Below are 14,667 nucleotides of genomic sequence, written 5' to 3'. Positions count from 1 at the left end.
ACTTGGCCGGGTTTGCTGTTTCTGCTTGAGCGGTTACTTGGCGATCACGGGCAGCGCCTGCTGGGCACTGCGCTTGTTCTTGATCAGGTAGCAGACCCACATGAACACCACCCACACCGGAATCGCATACACCGATATCTGAATCCCCGGGATCAGCAGCATCACGCCGAGGATGAACACCACGAACGCCAGGCAGACGAAGTTGCCGTACGGATACCACAGCGCCTTGAACAGCGGCGTCTGTTTGGTCTGGTTCATGTGCTGGCGGAACTTGAAGTGCGAGTAGCTGATCATCGCCCAGTTGATCACCAGCGTCGCAACCACCAGCGACATCAGCAGTTCCAGCGCGTGCTGCGGGATCATGTAGTTGAGCAACACGGCGACCAGCGTCACTGCCGCCGAAGCCAGAATCGAACGCACCGGCACGCCGCGCTTGTCGATCTTCGCCAGAGCTTTCGGCGCATCGCCCTGCTCGGCCATGCCCAGCAGCATGCGGCTGTTGCAGTAGGTGCCGCTGTTGTATACCGACAGCGCAGCGGTCAGCACGACGAAGTTGAGGATGTGCGCGGCGGTATTGCTGCCGAGCATCGAGAACACCTGCACGAACGGACTGCCGCTGTAGGAATCGCCCGACGCATTGAGAGTTTCCAGCAGGCTGTCCCAAGGAGTCAGCGACAGCAGGATCACCAGTGCACCGATGTAGAAAATCAGGATGCGGTAGATCACCTGATTGATCGCTTTCGGAATCACGGTTTTCGGCTTGTCCGCTTCAGCGGCGGTGAAACCGAGCATTTCCAGACCGCCGAAGGAGAACATGATGATCGCCATGGCCATCACCAGACCGCTCACCCCGTTGGGAAAGAAACCGCCGTGGGACCACAGGTTGGAGACCGAGGCTTGCGGGCCGCCATGGCCGCTGACCAACAGGTAGCTGCCCAGTGCGATCATGCCGACAATCGCCACAACCTTGATGATCGCAAACCAGAATTCGGCTTCACCGAAGACTTTGACGTTGGCCAGGTTGATCGCGTTGATCAGCACGAAGAATGCAGCAGCGGAGACCCAGGTCGGGATGTCCGGCGCCCAGTAATGGATGTACTTGCCAACCGCTGTCAGCTCGGACATGCCCACCAGAATGTACAGAATCCAGCAGTTCCAGCCCGAGAGGAAACCGGCGAAACCGCCCCAGTATTTGTGCGCGAAATGGCTGAAGGAGCCGGCCACCGGCTCTTCGACGATCATTTCGCCGAGCTGGCGCATGATCATGAAGGCGACGAAGCCGCAGATGGCGTAGCCGAGGATCATCGACGGGCCGGCGGATTTCAGGACCCCGGCAGAACCGAGGAACAATCCGGTACCGATCGCGCCACCGAGGGCGATCAGTTGAATATGGCGATTTTTCAGGCCGCGTTTCAGCTCGCCTGATTGCGAGGGTTGTCCACTCATGAAAAAGGTCTCACGCAAGGTTTGATGATGTTCAGTAGACGTTGCTGCAAGGTTGCGATTTCAGGCAGCCCCGATCAAACCCCAGCGCAGGCACCAGGAGTTCAGCTCATTTACAACGGTCATGCGTCACCTGTTTGTTTTTATCTGTGACGAAATCGAACCCGGCACGCTTGTGGCGCGGCGGAGTGAACAAGGCGGATAGCCTCGAGATTTTTGCGATTACGCAGAGGGTCACAGTTAAAACGCGGCGCATTGTACACCGCTAACCCCCTGCTGCCAGACCCGCCTGATCAGCGTGTCGGTTGCCGGGATTGCATGTGTCCGCCTCGACAGTCTCGAGCGGCTGCAAAATGTGAGTCAGGCCTTTGCAGGCCATCGACGGGGACGAGGAGAAAACCGTCCCACGGGGAGAAGTGGAAATCAGTCGCGGCGTACATTGCGCCTCCTTCTTGTTATTCGCCTGCACGACAGGCATGGGGCGCATAACACCCTGCCTGAAGGCTGGAAACAAGCGCGCCAGAGCCCTGCGTGGCGCACGCTCCGTCGGCTTACGGAAGCTTTTCCTTACAACGGATGGCGAGACGTGAAATCACCGGGTTGGCGGGCCAATATCGTCAGGTTTTCTTTACAACGCGTAACGAATATTTTCCGAATCAGAAATTTCTGTAGGACGTCTGCATATTGACGGTCGCTAGCTTGCTATCAATTTCACCAACCTAGTTTTTTGTTTTCAAATAAGAAAATCCATCCCGAAAAACAGAACAAAAAGTCTATTTAAAAATTAAATGGATAAATTTTTGCATTCACAAAAACGCTCAACTAGGTTCTTCACGTCTCACCGGCCACCTCGACCGGTCAGTCATAAACCGTGAAATTCTCTAGGAGATCGACCATGCAAGCACTGGAAAAAGACTTGGATACCGAACTGCAACTGGACGAATGGTTTGAAGCGCCAACCCATGAGGCCGCTGTGGAAATGATGCAAGCCGACGCGGTGGTTCCGTTCGGCACGGCGATGTGGCCTCTGTAAGACATCCCGGGCAGGCACGGTCCGGCCGGTCGTGCCTGCCGCTTCATTCCCCGGTCAGTCAGGGAGGATTCATGGACAAGCCCCGCGCCATCTCGCATTTCCTTTACTACCTCGAACATCACCCAGCCCTTGCCGGCCTCGACTCGGCGAAGGTCATGCTCGGCCATACCGCCGACTACGAAGCCCTGACCGGCGCCATTGCCGAACAGGCCGGCGAGCATCCGCGCTTTCAGTTCAGCGCCCGGCGCCTGGACCTGGAAAGTACCGCAACGCTGTCCGAGGCAATTGCCGACAGCGATCTGTACATTTTCTTCTACGACTCTTCCACCCTGCCCAACCCGCGCCCCGACGGCCCGGAATTCGTTCGTGCGCTGCAAGCGGTCATGGCGGAAAACTGGAAGAAGTCGCTGCTGTTCAAGGACTACGGCGACTATTTCTACGACACCTTCAGCATCACCCCGCAACGCATCGCCGGGCTCAACAGTCACTTGATCCAGCGCATGTCCCAGGCGACCACGCTGAGTTTCAAGGATGACCACGGCTCATGGTTCGAAACACCGATGAGCAGCATCAAGAAGTGGACCGACATCAATGGCGTCGGCAACTTCGACCTCGCCCCCGGCGAAATCGCCACCCATAGCGAAGCCATCAATGGCCGCGTGAAGTTCAAGGGTACCTTCCTCAGCACCATCCCGTTCGCGCGCAAGTACGGCGTGCTGGAATCGCCGCTGGAATTGTGGATCGAGAACTCGACCATCAGCCGCATCGCCACCGACGTGCCGGGGCTGGAAGATGATTTCAACAAGTACCTGGATGCCAACCCGTCGAACCGACGGATTGAGGAGTTGGGAATTGGCACCAATGAAGGCGTCAAGGATCTGTATGCGCGCAATGCCGGGTTCGAGGAGCGGCACTGTGGGCTGCATCTCGGACTGGGCGGTGGCGCCAAGGGCAGTCATCACCTGGACCTGATCTTTTCTGGCGGGGTGTTGGCGCTGGATGACAAACCAGTCTTCGACGGACGATTCGTGTTTTAAGCGACTGGCCCCTTCGCGAGCAGGCTCGCTCCCACAGGGGATTTATGTAAGCCGCAGATGATCGTTCCCACGCTCCGCGTGGGAATGCAGCCCGGGACGCTCCGCGTCCCTTCCAAAGCCGAACGCGGAGCGTCCGTTGAGGCATTCCCACGCAGAGCGTGGGAACGATCGGTGTCAGCACAGACTTTCGTCCAGACAAAAAAACGCCAACCCTGAGGTTGGCGTTTTTGCTTCAGCTTGTAGCTTGTAGCTTGCAGCTTGCAGCTTGCAGCTAGTAACTCACAGCTGCCTTATTCCGGCTTTTTGCGACCGAACCCCGGGCGCTGACCGGAACCGGCCGGTGCGCCGCGACGCTTGCCCGAGGGCTTGTCGCCGTCGACCAGTTTGATCCCCGGACGCTTCGGCGCCGGTTTGGCCGGGCGCTTGTTGGTGGTGTCGGCTGGACGATCCGCCACTGGCGTACCGCGACCGGCTGGTGCACGACCTTCGCCACGCTCAGTGCGACCGTTGGCCGGACGCGGTGCGCGCTCGCCGTCACGGGCGACTGGCTTGCGACCTGGACGCTCGCCTTCGATCTGCGGCTCACGGCTCTGGCGCGGCGCGGTCGGCGCGCCGGCGGCTGGACGCAGGGTGCGCACGCGCTCGGTCTTGGCCATCGGCCGCGACGATTTGCGCTGCATGCGTTCGAGCTTGTCCTTGCTCTTGGCGTTCAGCTGCGGCATCGCCACCGGGGTCAGGCCGACTTCGGCGCTGAGCACGTCGACTTCGTACTGGCTCATTTCGCGCCAGCGGCCCATCGGCAGGTCGGAGTTGAGGAACACCGGACCGAAACGCACGCGCTTCAGACGGCTGACCACCAGACCTTGGGATTCCCACAGACGACGCACTTCACGGTTGCGCCCTTCCATGACCACGCAGTGGTACCAGTGGTTGAAACCTTCACCGCCCGGCGCCTGTTGAATGTCGGTGAAACGCGCCGGACCGTCTTCCAGCACCACGCCAGCCTTGAGGCGTTCGATCATCTCGTCGTCGACTTCACCGCGTACACGCACGGCGTACTCGCGGTCCATCTCGTAGGACGGGTGCATCAAGCGGTTGGCCAGCTCACCGTCAGTGGTGAACATCAGCAGACCGGTGGTGTTGATGTCGAGACGGCCGATGTTGATCCAGCGGCCTTCTTTCGGACGCGGCAGCTTGTCGAACACGGTCGGACGGCCTTCCGGGTCGTCACGGGTGCAGATTTCGCCGTCGGGCTTGTTGTACATGATCACGCGGCGCACCGATTCGGCGGCCTCTTCGCGCTTGATCACCTTGCCATCGATGGTAATGGCGTCGTGCATGTCGACGCGCAGGCCGAGGGTGGCGTCTTTGCCATTGACCTTGATCCGGCCCTGGCTGATCCAGGATTCCACGTCACGGCGCGAGCCGACGCCGATACGGGCGAGGACCTTCTGCAGCTTTTCGCCTGCTGGGCCGATTTCCTGGTCGTCTTTCTGATTGATGTCACTCATCTGGGCACCTCCCGGTGTGGTCTGTTCAGGCGGCGCCTGAAGTATTGAAAACTGGGTCCAGGCCGAAGGGATCGGCGAAGGGTCGCGAATCATACGCGGATGTGCGCCGTCGCGCATCAGAGACTAGCTGATCGATTGCCGGTTATTTCTTTTTCCGCCGACCGGCACCACCGAGTTTGATCAGACGCAGCGCGGCTTCGGCCAGCACCGTGCGTTTGTCGTCCTTGTCGAGCTTCTTCCAGGCCTTGATCTCGCGCTTGCTGCGACCGCAACCCAGGCAGATGTCGTCGGAGAATTTGCAGAGGCTGATGCAGGGGTCTTTGGTTGAGCTCATCGCAATCTCCAGAACGACATTTCACCCTGTGGGAGCGAGCCTGCTCGCGAAGGCGCAGTGTCATTCAGTATTGATGTATCTGACACACCGCCTTCGCGAGCAGGCTCGCTCCCACAAGGGTCTTCACTGGTTTCTCAATAGGCGTCAGTCTTCGAACTCGCGCCGTTCGGCTTCGATTGCCTCAGCCAGCGCGCGGGCTTCGGCTTCTTCTTCGCTGAGTTCCGGTTCCGGCTGTTCGAGGGCGGCGACAGCGGCCAGGAGTTTCTCGCGGGCTTCGGCGACACCGAGAATATCTTCTTCCGGTTCGGCGTCGGGCGCGGCTTCAAGTTCAACTTCAACTTCAACAACCGGCGCGGTGATCTCAGGCTCGGGCACCGGTGCTTCGCCATCCACCGCATCGCGCAGCAAGTCGTCGAAGTCGGTTTTGATGCCTTCTTCCATGCTGTCCAGCTCCAGCAGCAGGGAATGGAAACTGGTTTCTTCCTTTTCCTCCTCCGGCTCGGCGCTGGCGTCGGCCAGTTCCTGCAGACTCTGCGGCACCGGCACGTCGTCGAAGTCGAGCACCGGTTCGGCTTCCATTTCGCGCAGTTCGGCCAGCGGCGGCAGGTCTTCGAGGTTTTTCAGGTTGAAGTGGTCGAGAAACGCCTTGGTCGTGGCGAACATCGCCGGTTTGCCCGGCACGTCGCGATAGCCGACGACGCGGATCCACTCACGCTCAAGCAAGGTCTTGACGATGTTGCTGTTCACCGCCACGCCACGCACGTCTTCGATTTCGCCACGAGTGATCGGCTGGCGGTAGGCGATCAACGCGATGGTTTCCAGCAAGGCGCGGGAATAGCGCTGCGGGCGCTCTTCCCAGAGACGGCCGACCCACGGCGAGAACTTCTCGCGGATCTGCAAGCGATAGCCCGACGAGACTTCTTTTAGCTCAAAGGCACGGCCCTCGCAGGACTTGCCAAGCAGGGTCAGGGCTTTCTTGAAGACCGCCGGCTCCGGCCGCTCGCCTTCTTCGAACAGTTCAAACAGGCGCTCAAGGGATTGCGGCTTTCCCGAGGCCAACAGAAAGGCTTCAAGCAGGGACGCCAGCTCGCGGGGTTCAGTCAGGTTCATACAGGGACTCGTTATTCGGCTCGGGCTCGCACGTGGATCGCGGCGAACGGCTCATTCTGCACCAGCTCGACCAAGGATTCCTTGACCAGTTCAAGGATCGCCATGAAGGTCACCACCACACCCAGGCGACCTTCTTCAGCGGTGAACAGCTCGACAAAAGGCACAAAACCGCCGCCCTTGAGCCGTTCCAGCACATCACTCATGCGCTCGCGGGTGGACAGCGCTTCACGGCTGACCTGGTGGTTTTCGAACATGTCGCCACGGCGCAGGACTTCGGCCATGCACATCAGAATCTCTTCCAGCGCGACGTCGGGCAACAGCTTGCGCGCCCGCGCTTCCGGGGCGTCGAGCTTGGGCACGATCACATCCCGGCCGACCCGGCTCAGCCCATCGATACCTTCAGCGGCAGCCTTGAAGCGCTCGTATTCCTGCAAGCGGCGGATCAGTTCAGCGCGCGGGTCGTCTTCTTCATCTTCAACGGTTTCGGCGCGCGGCAGAAGCATGCGCGATTTGATCTCGGCAAGCATCGCCGCCATCACCAGATATTCGGCGGCCAGCTCCAGACGCACCGATTGCATCAACTCGACGTAGCCCATGTACTGGCGAGTGATTTCCGCCACCGGGATGTCGAGGATATTGATGTTCTGTTTGCGGATCAGGTACAGCAGCAGGTCGAGCGGGCCTTCGAAGGCTTCAAGAAAGACTTCCAGCGCATCCGGCGGGATGTACAGGTCCAGCGGCATTTCCATGACCGCCTGGCCATAGACCATCGCGAACGGCAGTTCCTGTTGGGCGCCGGCCTGGGGATCGATCACGGTTTCCACTGCGGACATTCAGGCCTCGACCATGAACGGCGTCGGATCGCCGCAACCGACGCGGACCACTTCCGGGTCGTCGCCGGTCAGGTCAATCACCGTTGAGGCCTTGATGCCGCCAAAGCCGCCGTCGATGATCAGATCGACCTGGTGCTCGAGCAACTGGCGCATTTCGTAGGGATCGCTGAGTGGGTCTTCATCGCCGGGCATGATCAGCGTCACGCTCATCAGCGGCTCGCCAAGTTCGGCCAGCAGCGCCAGCGCGATCGGATGGCTTGGCACGCGCAGGCCGATGGTGCGTTTTTTTGGATGCAGCAACAGGCGCGGCACTTCGCGGGTGGCGTTGAGAATAAAAGTGTAAGGGCCGGGTAGATGCGCCTTGAGAATGCGGAAGGTGCCGGTGTCGATCTTGGCGTAATTGCCCAGTTGCGACAGGTCGCTGCAGATCAGCGCGAAGTTGTGCTTTTCATCGAGCTGACGCAGACGTCGCACACGCTCGATGGCGGTCTTGTCGCCGATCTGGCAACCAATGGCGTAGGACGAGTCCGTGGGATAAATCACCACCCCGCCCTTGCGGATGATCTCGACCGCCTGTTTGATCAGGCGCGCTTGCGGGTTTTCCGGATGTATCTGGAAAAATTGACTCACATTCTCTACCTGTTCAGACGGCGGCAATATCTGTGTCATGTTTGAACCGACACCACAGGGGTGGAAGGTCCTCGGGAACCGCCCGGTACTGGCCGATCTCGGACCAGCCGCCAGGGCCATGGAAGTCACTGCCGGCGCTGACCAGCAGACCGAACTCACGGGCAAGGATCGCAAGGCTGCCCACCTGTTCTGCGGGCTGATGGCCATTGACCACCTCGATAGCATGCCCGCCTGCTTGAATATAGTCGGCAATCAGCTTTCGGCGCTTGCTACGGGTGAAATCGTAGTGCCATGGATGCGCCAGGCTGACCCAGGCACCGGCGGCGCGCAGGGTGGCGACGGTGTCTTCCAGGGTCGGCCAGTGCAGCTTGACGTCGCCGAGCTTGCCGGCGCCGAGCCATTTGCGAAATGCCTCGGCGCGATCCTTTACATAACCTTCACGCACCATCCAGTCGGCGAAATGCGGCCGGGCCGGCGCGTTGCCGCTGTCGCCCAGTTCCTGCTGGATCTGCCGGGCGCCGTCGAGGGCACCGGGCATCCCCTTGAGTGCGAGCTTGCGGCTTATTTCTTCCGACCGCAGCCAGCGGCCATCGTGCAATTTGGCGATCGCTTCAACCAACGGCGCGGCGTTGACGTCGAAACCGTAGCCCAATACGTGAATGGTCGCCCCGCCCCAGGTGCAGGACAATTCGACGCCGTTGACCAGTTGCATGCCTAACTCGGTGGCGGCAGTACGCGCCTCGGCGAGCCCCTCAAGGGTGTCGTGGTCGGTCAACGCCAGGACTCGCACGCCGTTTTCGAACGCTCGCGCAACCAGAACCGCAGGCGCCAGGGCGCCATCGGAGGCCGTGCTGTGGCAGTGCAAATCAACATTCACGGGGAGTTGTAACCTCAAATCAGCTGGCGCTATCGCGCGCCCATATGTTTGTTATTATGCCGCCACATCCAGCTTCTGGCTCTCACTGTGAAACAATTCATCGATTTCATCCCGCTTCTGCTGTTCTTCATCGTTTACAAACTTGATCCACGGGTCGTCGACATTGCCGGCCAGCAAGTGACCGTAGGCGGTATCTACAGCGCCACGGCGATGCTGATCATCAGCTCCCTGGTGGTGTACGGCGCGCTGTTCATCAAGCAGCGCAAGCTGGAAAAGAGCCAATGGCTGACGCTGATCGCCTGCCTGGTATTCGGCAGCCTGACGCTGGCCTTCCACAGCGAAACCTTCCTGAAATGGAAAGCGCCGGTGGTCAACTGGCTGTTCGCTGCGGCGTTCATCGGTAGCCACTTCATCGGCGATCGCCTGCTGATCAAGCGCATCATGGGCCACGCGCTGACCTTGCCAGACCCGGTCTGGACGCGCCTGAACATCGCCTGGATCGGCTTTTTCCTGTTCTGCGGCGCAGCCAACCTGTTCGTCGCCTTCACCTTCCAGAGCATCTGGGTCGACTTCAAGGTGTTCGGCAGCCTGGGCATGACCGTGCTGTTCCTGGTCGCACAGGGCGTTTACCTGTCGCGCCATCTGCATGACACCGATACCACAACGCCTAAAACCGAGGACTGACATGCTCTACGCCATCATTGCCACCGACGTTGCCAACTCGCTGGAAGCTCGCCTGGCCGCGCGCCCGGCGCATCTGGAACGCCTGCAAGCGCTCAAGGGCGAAGGCCGCATAGTGCTGGCCGGCCCGCACCCGGCCGTCGACAGCAATGATCCGGGCGCAGCGGGTTTCACCGGCAGCCTGATCGTCGCCGAGTTCGACTCCCTGAGCGCCGCACAGGCCTGGGCCGATGCCGATCCGTACATTGCCGCCGGCGTTTACGCCAATGTGATCGTCAAGCCGTTCAAGCAAGTCCTGCCTTAAGTCCTGCCACGCGATGAACCTTCTCGGTTCATCGCGCTCTCAATCGCTCATTATTCTCGTTTGCCTGCCGACAACCTGCCCAATATCCATTTGGAAACAGGTGTCGCGATGCGCAAGGGTCCGTTGTGTCTGATGTTGCTCACGTTGTCGATCATGGCCCCCGCCCATGGTGAGGAAACCACCGAAAGCGGCAGCTCCACACCATTGTCATTGAGCGCCGGCAGCCAGATCACCGAGCTGCAACAGCGGCTCAAGGCCAGTGAGCAGCAGCGCGAAGAACTGAACAAACAACTGCAAAATGCCGACAACACTCGCGAAAGCGCCCAGCTCGCCCGGCTGCGCCAGGAGAACCAGCGTCTGAAGCTGCAACTCAAGGAAGCCCAGGCCAGCCCGCTGCCGCGTTTGCTGACCGATCAACAGCAGTGGTTCGTCACTGGCGCCGGGGTAGCGCTATTGGCGCTGCTCTGCGGTATCTTTGCCAGTGGTGCAAGCCGAAAACGTCGGCAATGGCTAAATTGAGTGAGTCATGAGCGAGCTGTTACTGATTGATGATGACCAGGAGTTATGCGAACTCCTGAGTAGCTGGTTGAGCCAGGAAGGCTTCCAGGTGCGCGCCTGCCACGACGGCCAGAGCGCCCGCAAGGCGTTGGCCGAAACCGCCCCGGCGGCGGTGGTGCTGGACGTGATGCTGCCCGACGGCAGCGGTCTGGAACTGCTCAAGCAATTGCGCAACGACCACGCCGACCTGCCGGTGCTGATGCTGTCAGCGCGTGGCGAACCGCTGGACCGCATCCTCGGCCTCGAACTGGGCGCCGACGATTACCTGGCCAAACCCTGCGACCCCCGCGAACTGACCGCACGCCTGCGCGCCGTGTTGCGCCGCAGCCATCCGGCCGCCGTATCGACGCAGCTCGAGCTGGGTGATCTGAGTTTCAGCCCGGTGCGCGGCGTGGTCAGCATCGACGAAAAAGAACAGACCCTGACCGTCTCCGAAAGCCGCCTGCTCGAAGCCCTCCTCAAGCAGCCCGGCGAGCCGCTGGACAAACAGGAACTGGCGCAACTGGCCCTCGGCCGCAAGCTGACCCTGTACGACCGCAGCCTCGACATGCACGTCAGCAACCTGCGCAAAAAAATCGGCCCCCACCCCGACGGCCGCCCGCGCATCGTCGCGCTGCGTAGCCGTGGTTACTACTACAGTCTATAAGACCTGCGCCGTGTAGAAGTGAGCCTGCTCGCGATGGCGGTGTGTCAGTCAACACATTCTTTTCTGGCACCGCCATCGCGAGCAGGCTCACTCCTACAGAGGGGTATCTGATCGTTTCCGCGCTCTGTAGGAAATGCAGCCGTCGGTGGCTTTGCAGTGGTTAATCGGGCATCGAACGAATTATGTCGGCCAAATCGTCCTTGGTTATCTCGTTGGCCTTAATGGCAGCGGCAATGTCTTTTTTGGAAAGTGGGAAACGCTTGAAAATTTCTTGCAAAGTATTCGCATCAACATTTGCCAGCCAGAGCGGATCAATGAAAGAACCGCCGTACTCAGGCTTCATCGGTACTTCTTCGTGGGCAATCGTACCCTTATGATTGAGATACACCACATAACGATCATGCCCTTCAGGAAAGCTTTTATCGTGATATAGCGTAGTACCCTGCGGCAGCACGTAGTAATTCTCGTCGCCGTTTGGACCCTCGATCAGCAACGGTTCTTTAGTTTTGATCATCTTCTTATCGTGCCCCTGCGAACCATGATCAAAAATCAGGAATGCCAAAAAAATCGCATTGACCGATAAAGCTGCCATCAGCCATGGGCCGAGTTGCCTGGTAAACGTTTTATTAGTCATAGGGAAGCTCGGTATTCGCTTTGTTAAGGCACGCAGCCGTTGTTCTTTCGCTGAGCGACAATGTCGTCTAAATGAGGATCACAGCCTGGGCCCGTGCATTATCCAAAAGATCGCAGCCTTCAGCACCTCCTGCACTGGATATGTGTAAGGCTGGGCACGAAACGTCTTTACCGAAGCTTTACGCTGCGCTGACCGCCGCTGACCTTGATCTGCGTAATCTGCACTCATCCGGAACGTACCGGGAACGAGACAAGGAGATACACCATGCGCAAGACTCTTATCGCTCTGATGTTCGCTGCCGCTCTGCCAACCGTGGCCATGGCCATGCCGCAAGATGGCGGTCCGCTCGGTGGTCCACTGGATGGCCCGCGCCACGGCGGTCAGATGCACGGCGGCATGCACGGCAAAGGCCCGTACAGCCAGCTCGACCTGACCCGCGAACAGCGCGAGCAGATTCGCAAGATCATGGGCGAGCAGATGCACGAGCGTAAGCAGGTGGTCGACAAGTACCTGGAGAAACTCTCGCCGGCCGACCAGAAAGCCATGAAGGACGAGATAGCGGCCAACCACAAGAAAGCCGAGTCCGATGTCCGTGCACTGCTTAAGCCCGAGCAACAGAAGCAGTTCGACGAGATCCAGAAGAAACGCGCCGAACGCCGCGCCGAATGGGCCGAGTTCAAGGCCTGGAAAGCGCAGCAGGCACAAAAGGCGCAATAATGGCTTAATCCTGGGCCCGACGACTTACCTCGTCGGGCCTGTTCCATTCAAATCGAATGTGGGAGCGAGCCTGCTCGCGAAGGCGGTGTATCAACCAGCGATGGTTTGACTGACACTACGTCTTCGCGAGCAGGCTCGCTCCCACATTTGAACGGTGTGATTTTCGAGGAGTTTCTGTGCGTTCACTGTTCTGGCGGATTCTTGCGAGCTTCTGGCTGGCCATCGCTCTGGTAGCCGGGCTGTCGATTCTGCTCGGGCACATGCTCAATCAGGACGCATGGATTCTCAGCCGCCATCCCGGCCTCAACACGCTGGCGGCGGAATGGACGCAGACTTACGAAACCCAGGGCGAAGAAGCCGCGCAGGACATTCTCGAACAACGCAAACGTCAGTATCACATCGACGTTCAAGTGCTCAACGAAACCGGCGATCCGGTGGTGCGCGGCACCTTCCCGCGCCGCGCCGCAGCATTCGAAGCGCGGCAGAACAACGATGACCGCCGCCTGCCGTGGCGGCGTCTGACCGACGAGATCACCAGTGAAAAAACCGGTGATACCTACCTGTTCATCTACCGCATCCCGCACCCTGAGCTCGACGCCTGGCACCGCGAAAGCCTGCTCTGGCCGCTGAGTGCGCTGGGCATCGCGCTGGTGGTGCTGACCCTGTTCAGTTTGCTCGTGACTTTCTCCATCACCCGCCCACTGAGTCGCTTGCGCGGCGCGGTGCATGATCTGGGGCAGACCACATATCAGCAGAACAGTCTGGCGAAACTGGCCAACCGCCGGGACGAATTCGGCGTGCTGGCCACCGATTTCAACCGCATGGGCGCGCGCCTGCAAAGCCTGATCGGCAGTCAGCGCCAATTGCTGCGCGATGTCTCCCACGAACTGCGCTCACCACTGGCGCGCCTGCGCATCGCGTTGGCTTTGGCCGAGCGTGCCAACCCTGAAGAGCGCGAAAAACTGTGGCCACGCCTGACCCGCGAATGCGACCGGCTGGAGGCGTTGATCAGTGAAATTCTGGTGCTGGCGCGAGTCGATGCCGACAACGCCAGCGCTGAAGAAGTGGACCTGAATGCGTTGCTCGCCACGCTGCAAAAGGATGCGCAGCTCAGCTCCCCCGAGCAGCCCGTGCGCCTGCAAGCCGAGCCGCAGTTGAATCTCAAAGGCTGGCCGACGATGATCGAACGCGCGGTAGATAATCTGCTGCGCAACGCCCAGCGCTTCAACCCGAGCGATCAGCCGATCGAATTGCACGCTGCGCGGCAGGCTGAGCGGATTGTCATCAGCGTGCGCGACCACGGGCCGGGGGTGCAGACCGAACATCTGAGTCAGTTGGGCGAGCCGTTTTATCGCGCGCCGGGGCAGACCGCTGCCGGGCATGGCCTGGGGCTGGCGATTGCCAAACGGGCGGCAGAACGGCATGGCGGCACGCTGACGCTGGCCAATCATCCGCAGGGCGGCTTTGTGGCGAGTCTGGAATTGCCGTTGGTACCGGGAGTCGTGGTCCAGCCCTGAAAAAGCCCCTCACCCCAACCCTCTCCCGGAGGGAGAGGGGGCCGACCGAGTTGTCTGCCGTTGTGCATCGACCTGAAAGACCGAGTCGATTATGAACTCGCAGAAACAACACGTCCGGTATCCCGACTCTGGATTCAGCGAAGGTCGCTCAGGTCGGTGTAACTCCAAAGCATCCCCCAATCAGTCCCCTCTCCCTCTGGGAGAGGGTTAGGGTGAGGGGCTTTTGATCTTCAGGCCTTACCGGGCCAGGCGCTGACGAACTCAGCCAGATCAACCTTCTCCGCCACGCGCGGCTCTTTCTGCGGCGTGCCGAGATAGAGAAACGCGATCACCTCCTCGCCTTCCACCAGCCCCAAGCCTTCGGCCACATGCTTTGAGTACGCCAGATCCCCGGTGCGCCACACTGCGCCAATCCCCTGCGCATACGCCGCCAGCAGAATCCCGTGGGCCGCACAGCCGGCCGTGAGCAGTTGCTCGGCCTTCGGGTATTTCACGTGTTCCTGCAATTTCGCGATGACCACAACCACCAGCGGCGCGCGCAGTGGGCCGTTGCGGGCCTTGTCGATCATCGCTTCGGTGACTTCGCCGCTCTGCTGGCGGGCCGCCTCGGCCAGCAACTCGCCCATTTGCTCACGCGCTGCGCCTTCGACGGTCAAAAAGCGGTACGGCTGCAAGTGCCCGTGATCCGGGGCACGCAAGGCCGCGCCGAACAGGGCTTCGCGCTGCTCGGCAGTGGGGGCCGGTTCGACCAGTCGGGGAACGGAAACACGGTTGAGCAACGCGTCGAGAGCCTGCATCGGCC

The 14,667-nt window shown here is 60.2% G+C and carries 17 protein-coding genes; 8 read left to right on the top strand and 9 right to left on the bottom strand.

The genetic code is table 11. The annotated features are described in order from the left end of the window. Positions 1 to 33: 33 nt before the first annotated feature. Positions 34 to 1,446 carry an amino acid permease gene (locus D8U82_RS03050; protein WP_130901638.1) on the bottom strand — a complete coding sequence of 471 codons (1,413 nt, stop codon included), beginning with the start codon at positions 1,444 to 1,446 and terminating at the stop codon, positions 34 to 36. An 892-nt stretch (positions 1,447 to 2,338) separates the two neighbouring features. On the opposite strand from D8U82_RS03050, the gene D8U82_RS28010 reads away from it, so the two are divergent. Continuing rightward, positions 2,339 to 2,476, top strand: coding sequence for a hypothetical protein (locus D8U82_RS28010; protein ID WP_003222780.1), 138 nt, complete (start codon positions 2,339 to 2,341; stop codon positions 2,474 to 2,476). A 71-nt stretch (positions 2,477 to 2,547) separates the two neighbouring features. Then, the gene (locus D8U82_RS03045; protein ID WP_125925345.1) at positions 2,548 to 3,513 is read left to right on the top strand and encodes a leucyl aminopeptidase; all 966 of its coding nucleotides are present in this window, start codon (positions 2,548 to 2,550) and stop codon (positions 3,511 to 3,513) included. A gap of 290 nt (positions 3,514 to 3,803) precedes the next feature. Here D8U82_RS03045 and rluB read toward each other — a convergent pair whose 3' ends face one another. The 6 genes from rluB to D8U82_RS03015 form a co-directional block, all read right to left on the bottom strand. Further along, a complete protein-coding gene (gene rluB / locus D8U82_RS03040) occupies positions 3,804 to 5,024 on the bottom strand; it encodes a 23S rRNA pseudouridine(2605) synthase RluB (protein ID WP_130901637.1) in 1,221 nt (406 codons plus the stop codon). A gap of 142 nt (positions 5,025 to 5,166) precedes the next feature. Further along, complete coding sequence (locus tag D8U82_RS03035) at positions 5,167 to 5,358, bottom strand: DUF1289 domain-containing protein (protein WP_016771121.1); 192 nt, start codon at positions 5,356 to 5,358, stop codon at positions 5,167 to 5,169. Positions 5,359 to 5,502: 144 nt separating this feature from the next. Beyond that, entirely contained in the window at positions 5,503 to 6,468 is a 966-nt protein-coding gene (gene scpB / locus D8U82_RS03030) for an SMC-Scp complex subunit ScpB (protein ID WP_130901636.1), read from the bottom strand. An 11-nt stretch (positions 6,469 to 6,479) separates the two neighbouring features. Further along, complete coding sequence (locus D8U82_RS03025) at positions 6,480 to 7,178, bottom strand: ScpA family protein (protein WP_177434104.1); 699 nt, start codon at positions 7,176 to 7,178, stop codon at positions 6,480 to 6,482. A 123-nt stretch (positions 7,179 to 7,301) separates the two neighbouring features. Then, positions 7,302 to 7,931 (bottom strand): L-threonylcarbamoyladenylate synthase, encoded by a 630-nt coding sequence (locus D8U82_RS03020; RefSeq protein WP_016771124.1) that lies wholly within the window; start codon positions 7,929 to 7,931, stop codon positions 7,302 to 7,304. Positions 7,932 to 7,944: 13 nt separating this feature from the next. Then, complete coding sequence (locus D8U82_RS03015; protein ID WP_130901634.1) at positions 7,945 to 8,808, bottom strand: PHP domain-containing protein; 864 nt, start codon at positions 8,806 to 8,808, stop codon at positions 7,945 to 7,947. 87 nt (positions 8,809 to 8,895) lie between these two features. Here D8U82_RS03015 and D8U82_RS03010 point away from each other — a divergent pair, with 87 nt between their 5' ends. The 4 genes from D8U82_RS03010 to D8U82_RS02995 all read left to right on the top strand — a co-directional run bounded on the left by D8U82_RS03010 (position 8,896) and on the right by D8U82_RS02995 (position 10,997). Beyond that, positions 8,896 to 9,492, top strand: a complete 597-nt coding sequence (locus tag D8U82_RS03010; protein WP_016771126.1) for a septation protein A — start codon at positions 8,896 to 8,898, stop codon at positions 9,490 to 9,492. Position 9,493: 1 nt separating this feature from the next. After that, positions 9,494 to 9,793, top strand: a complete 300-nt coding sequence (locus tag D8U82_RS03005) for a YciI family protein (RefSeq protein WP_016987935.1) — start codon at positions 9,494 to 9,496, stop codon at positions 9,791 to 9,793. Between the two features lie 108 nt (positions 9,794 to 9,901). Then, positions 9,902 to 10,312: a translation initiation factor 2 gene (locus D8U82_RS03000; protein ID WP_016771128.1), complete on the top strand. Its 411-nt coding sequence runs from the start codon at positions 9,902 to 9,904 to the stop codon at positions 10,310 to 10,312. Positions 10,313 to 10,319: 7 nt separating this feature from the next. Next, positions 10,320 to 10,997: a response regulator transcription factor gene (locus D8U82_RS02995; protein WP_130901633.1), complete on the top strand. Its 678-nt coding sequence runs from the start codon at positions 10,320 to 10,322 to the stop codon at positions 10,995 to 10,997. Positions 10,998 to 11,157: 160 nt separating this feature from the next. Here D8U82_RS02995 and D8U82_RS02990 read toward each other — a convergent pair whose 3' ends face one another. After that, positions 11,158 to 11,631 carry a hypothetical protein gene (locus D8U82_RS02990; protein ID WP_130887183.1) on the bottom strand — a complete coding sequence of 158 codons (474 nt, stop codon included), beginning with the start codon at positions 11,629 to 11,631 and terminating at the stop codon, positions 11,158 to 11,160. A gap of 264 nt (positions 11,632 to 11,895) precedes the next feature. On the opposite strand from D8U82_RS02990, the gene D8U82_RS02985 reads away from it, so the two are divergent. Both D8U82_RS02985 and D8U82_RS02980 read left to right on the top strand, forming a co-directional pair. Then, positions 11,896 to 12,348, top strand: a complete 453-nt coding sequence (locus D8U82_RS02985; RefSeq protein ID WP_042607494.1) for a Spy/CpxP family protein refolding chaperone — start codon at positions 11,896 to 11,898, stop codon at positions 12,346 to 12,348. A gap of 176 nt (positions 12,349 to 12,524) precedes the next feature. Then, on the top strand, positions 12,525 to 13,865 hold the full coding sequence (locus D8U82_RS02980) for a HAMP domain-containing sensor histidine kinase (RefSeq protein WP_130901632.1): 1,341 nt from the start codon (positions 12,525 to 12,527) through the stop codon (positions 13,863 to 13,865). Between the two features lie 230 nt (positions 13,866 to 14,095). Here the strand turns inward: D8U82_RS02980 and D8U82_RS02975 are convergent, their stop codons facing one another. Beyond that, positions 14,096 to 14,662, bottom strand: coding sequence for a nitroreductase family protein (locus D8U82_RS02975; RefSeq protein ID WP_122752062.1), 567 nt, complete (start codon positions 14,660 to 14,662; stop codon positions 14,096 to 14,098). Between the last annotated feature and the right edge of the window lie 5 nt (positions 14,663 to 14,667).

It is taken from the genome of Pseudomonas sp. Sample_23 (genome assembly GCF_004307595.1).
Lineage (GTDB): Bacteria > Pseudomonadota > Gammaproteobacteria > Pseudomonadales > Pseudomonadaceae > Aquipseudomonas > Aquipseudomonas atacamensis.
This window is presented reverse-complemented; position numbering and strand designations above follow the sequence as displayed.

Coding starts and splice junctions, on each gene's coding strand:
- D8U82_RS03050 (WP_130901638.1), bottom strand. CDS start 1,446: ATGAGTGGACAACCCTCGCAATCAGGCGAGCTGAAACGCGGCCTGAAA.
- D8U82_RS03045 (WP_125925345.1), top strand. CDS start 2,548: ATGGACAAGCCCCGCGCCATCTCGCATTTCCTTTACTACCTCGAACAT.
- D8U82_RS02975 (WP_122752062.1), bottom strand. CDS start 14,662: ATGCAGGCTCTCGACGCGTTGCTCAACCGTGTTTCCGTTCCCCGACTG.
- rluB (WP_130901637.1), bottom strand. CDS start 5,024: ATGAGTGACATCAATCAGAAAGACGACCAGGAAATCGGCCCAGCAGGC.
- D8U82_RS02985 (WP_042607494.1), top strand. CDS start 11,896: ATGCGCAAGACTCTTATCGCTCTGATGTTCGCTGCCGCTCTGCCAACC.
- D8U82_RS03000 (WP_016771128.1), top strand. CDS start 9,902: ATGCGCAAGGGTCCGTTGTGTCTGATGTTGCTCACGTTGTCGATCATG.
- scpB (WP_130901636.1), bottom strand. CDS start 6,468: ATGAACCTGACTGAACCCCGCGAGCTGGCGTCCCTGCTTGAAGCCTTT.
- D8U82_RS02990 (WP_130887183.1), bottom strand. CDS start 11,631: ATGACTAATAAAACGTTTACCAGGCAACTCGGCCCATGGCTGATGGCA.
- D8U82_RS28010 (WP_003222780.1), top strand. CDS start 2,339: ATGCAAGCACTGGAAAAAGACTTGGATACCGAACTGCAACTGGACGAA.
- D8U82_RS03035 (WP_016771121.1), bottom strand. CDS start 5,358: ATGAGCTCAACCAAAGACCCCTGCATCAGCCTCTGCAAATTCTCCGAC.
- D8U82_RS02995 (WP_130901633.1), top strand. CDS start 10,320: ATGAGCGAGCTGTTACTGATTGATGATGACCAGGAGTTATGCGAACTC.
- D8U82_RS03005 (WP_016987935.1), top strand. CDS start 9,494: ATGCTCTACGCCATCATTGCCACCGACGTTGCCAACTCGCTGGAAGCT.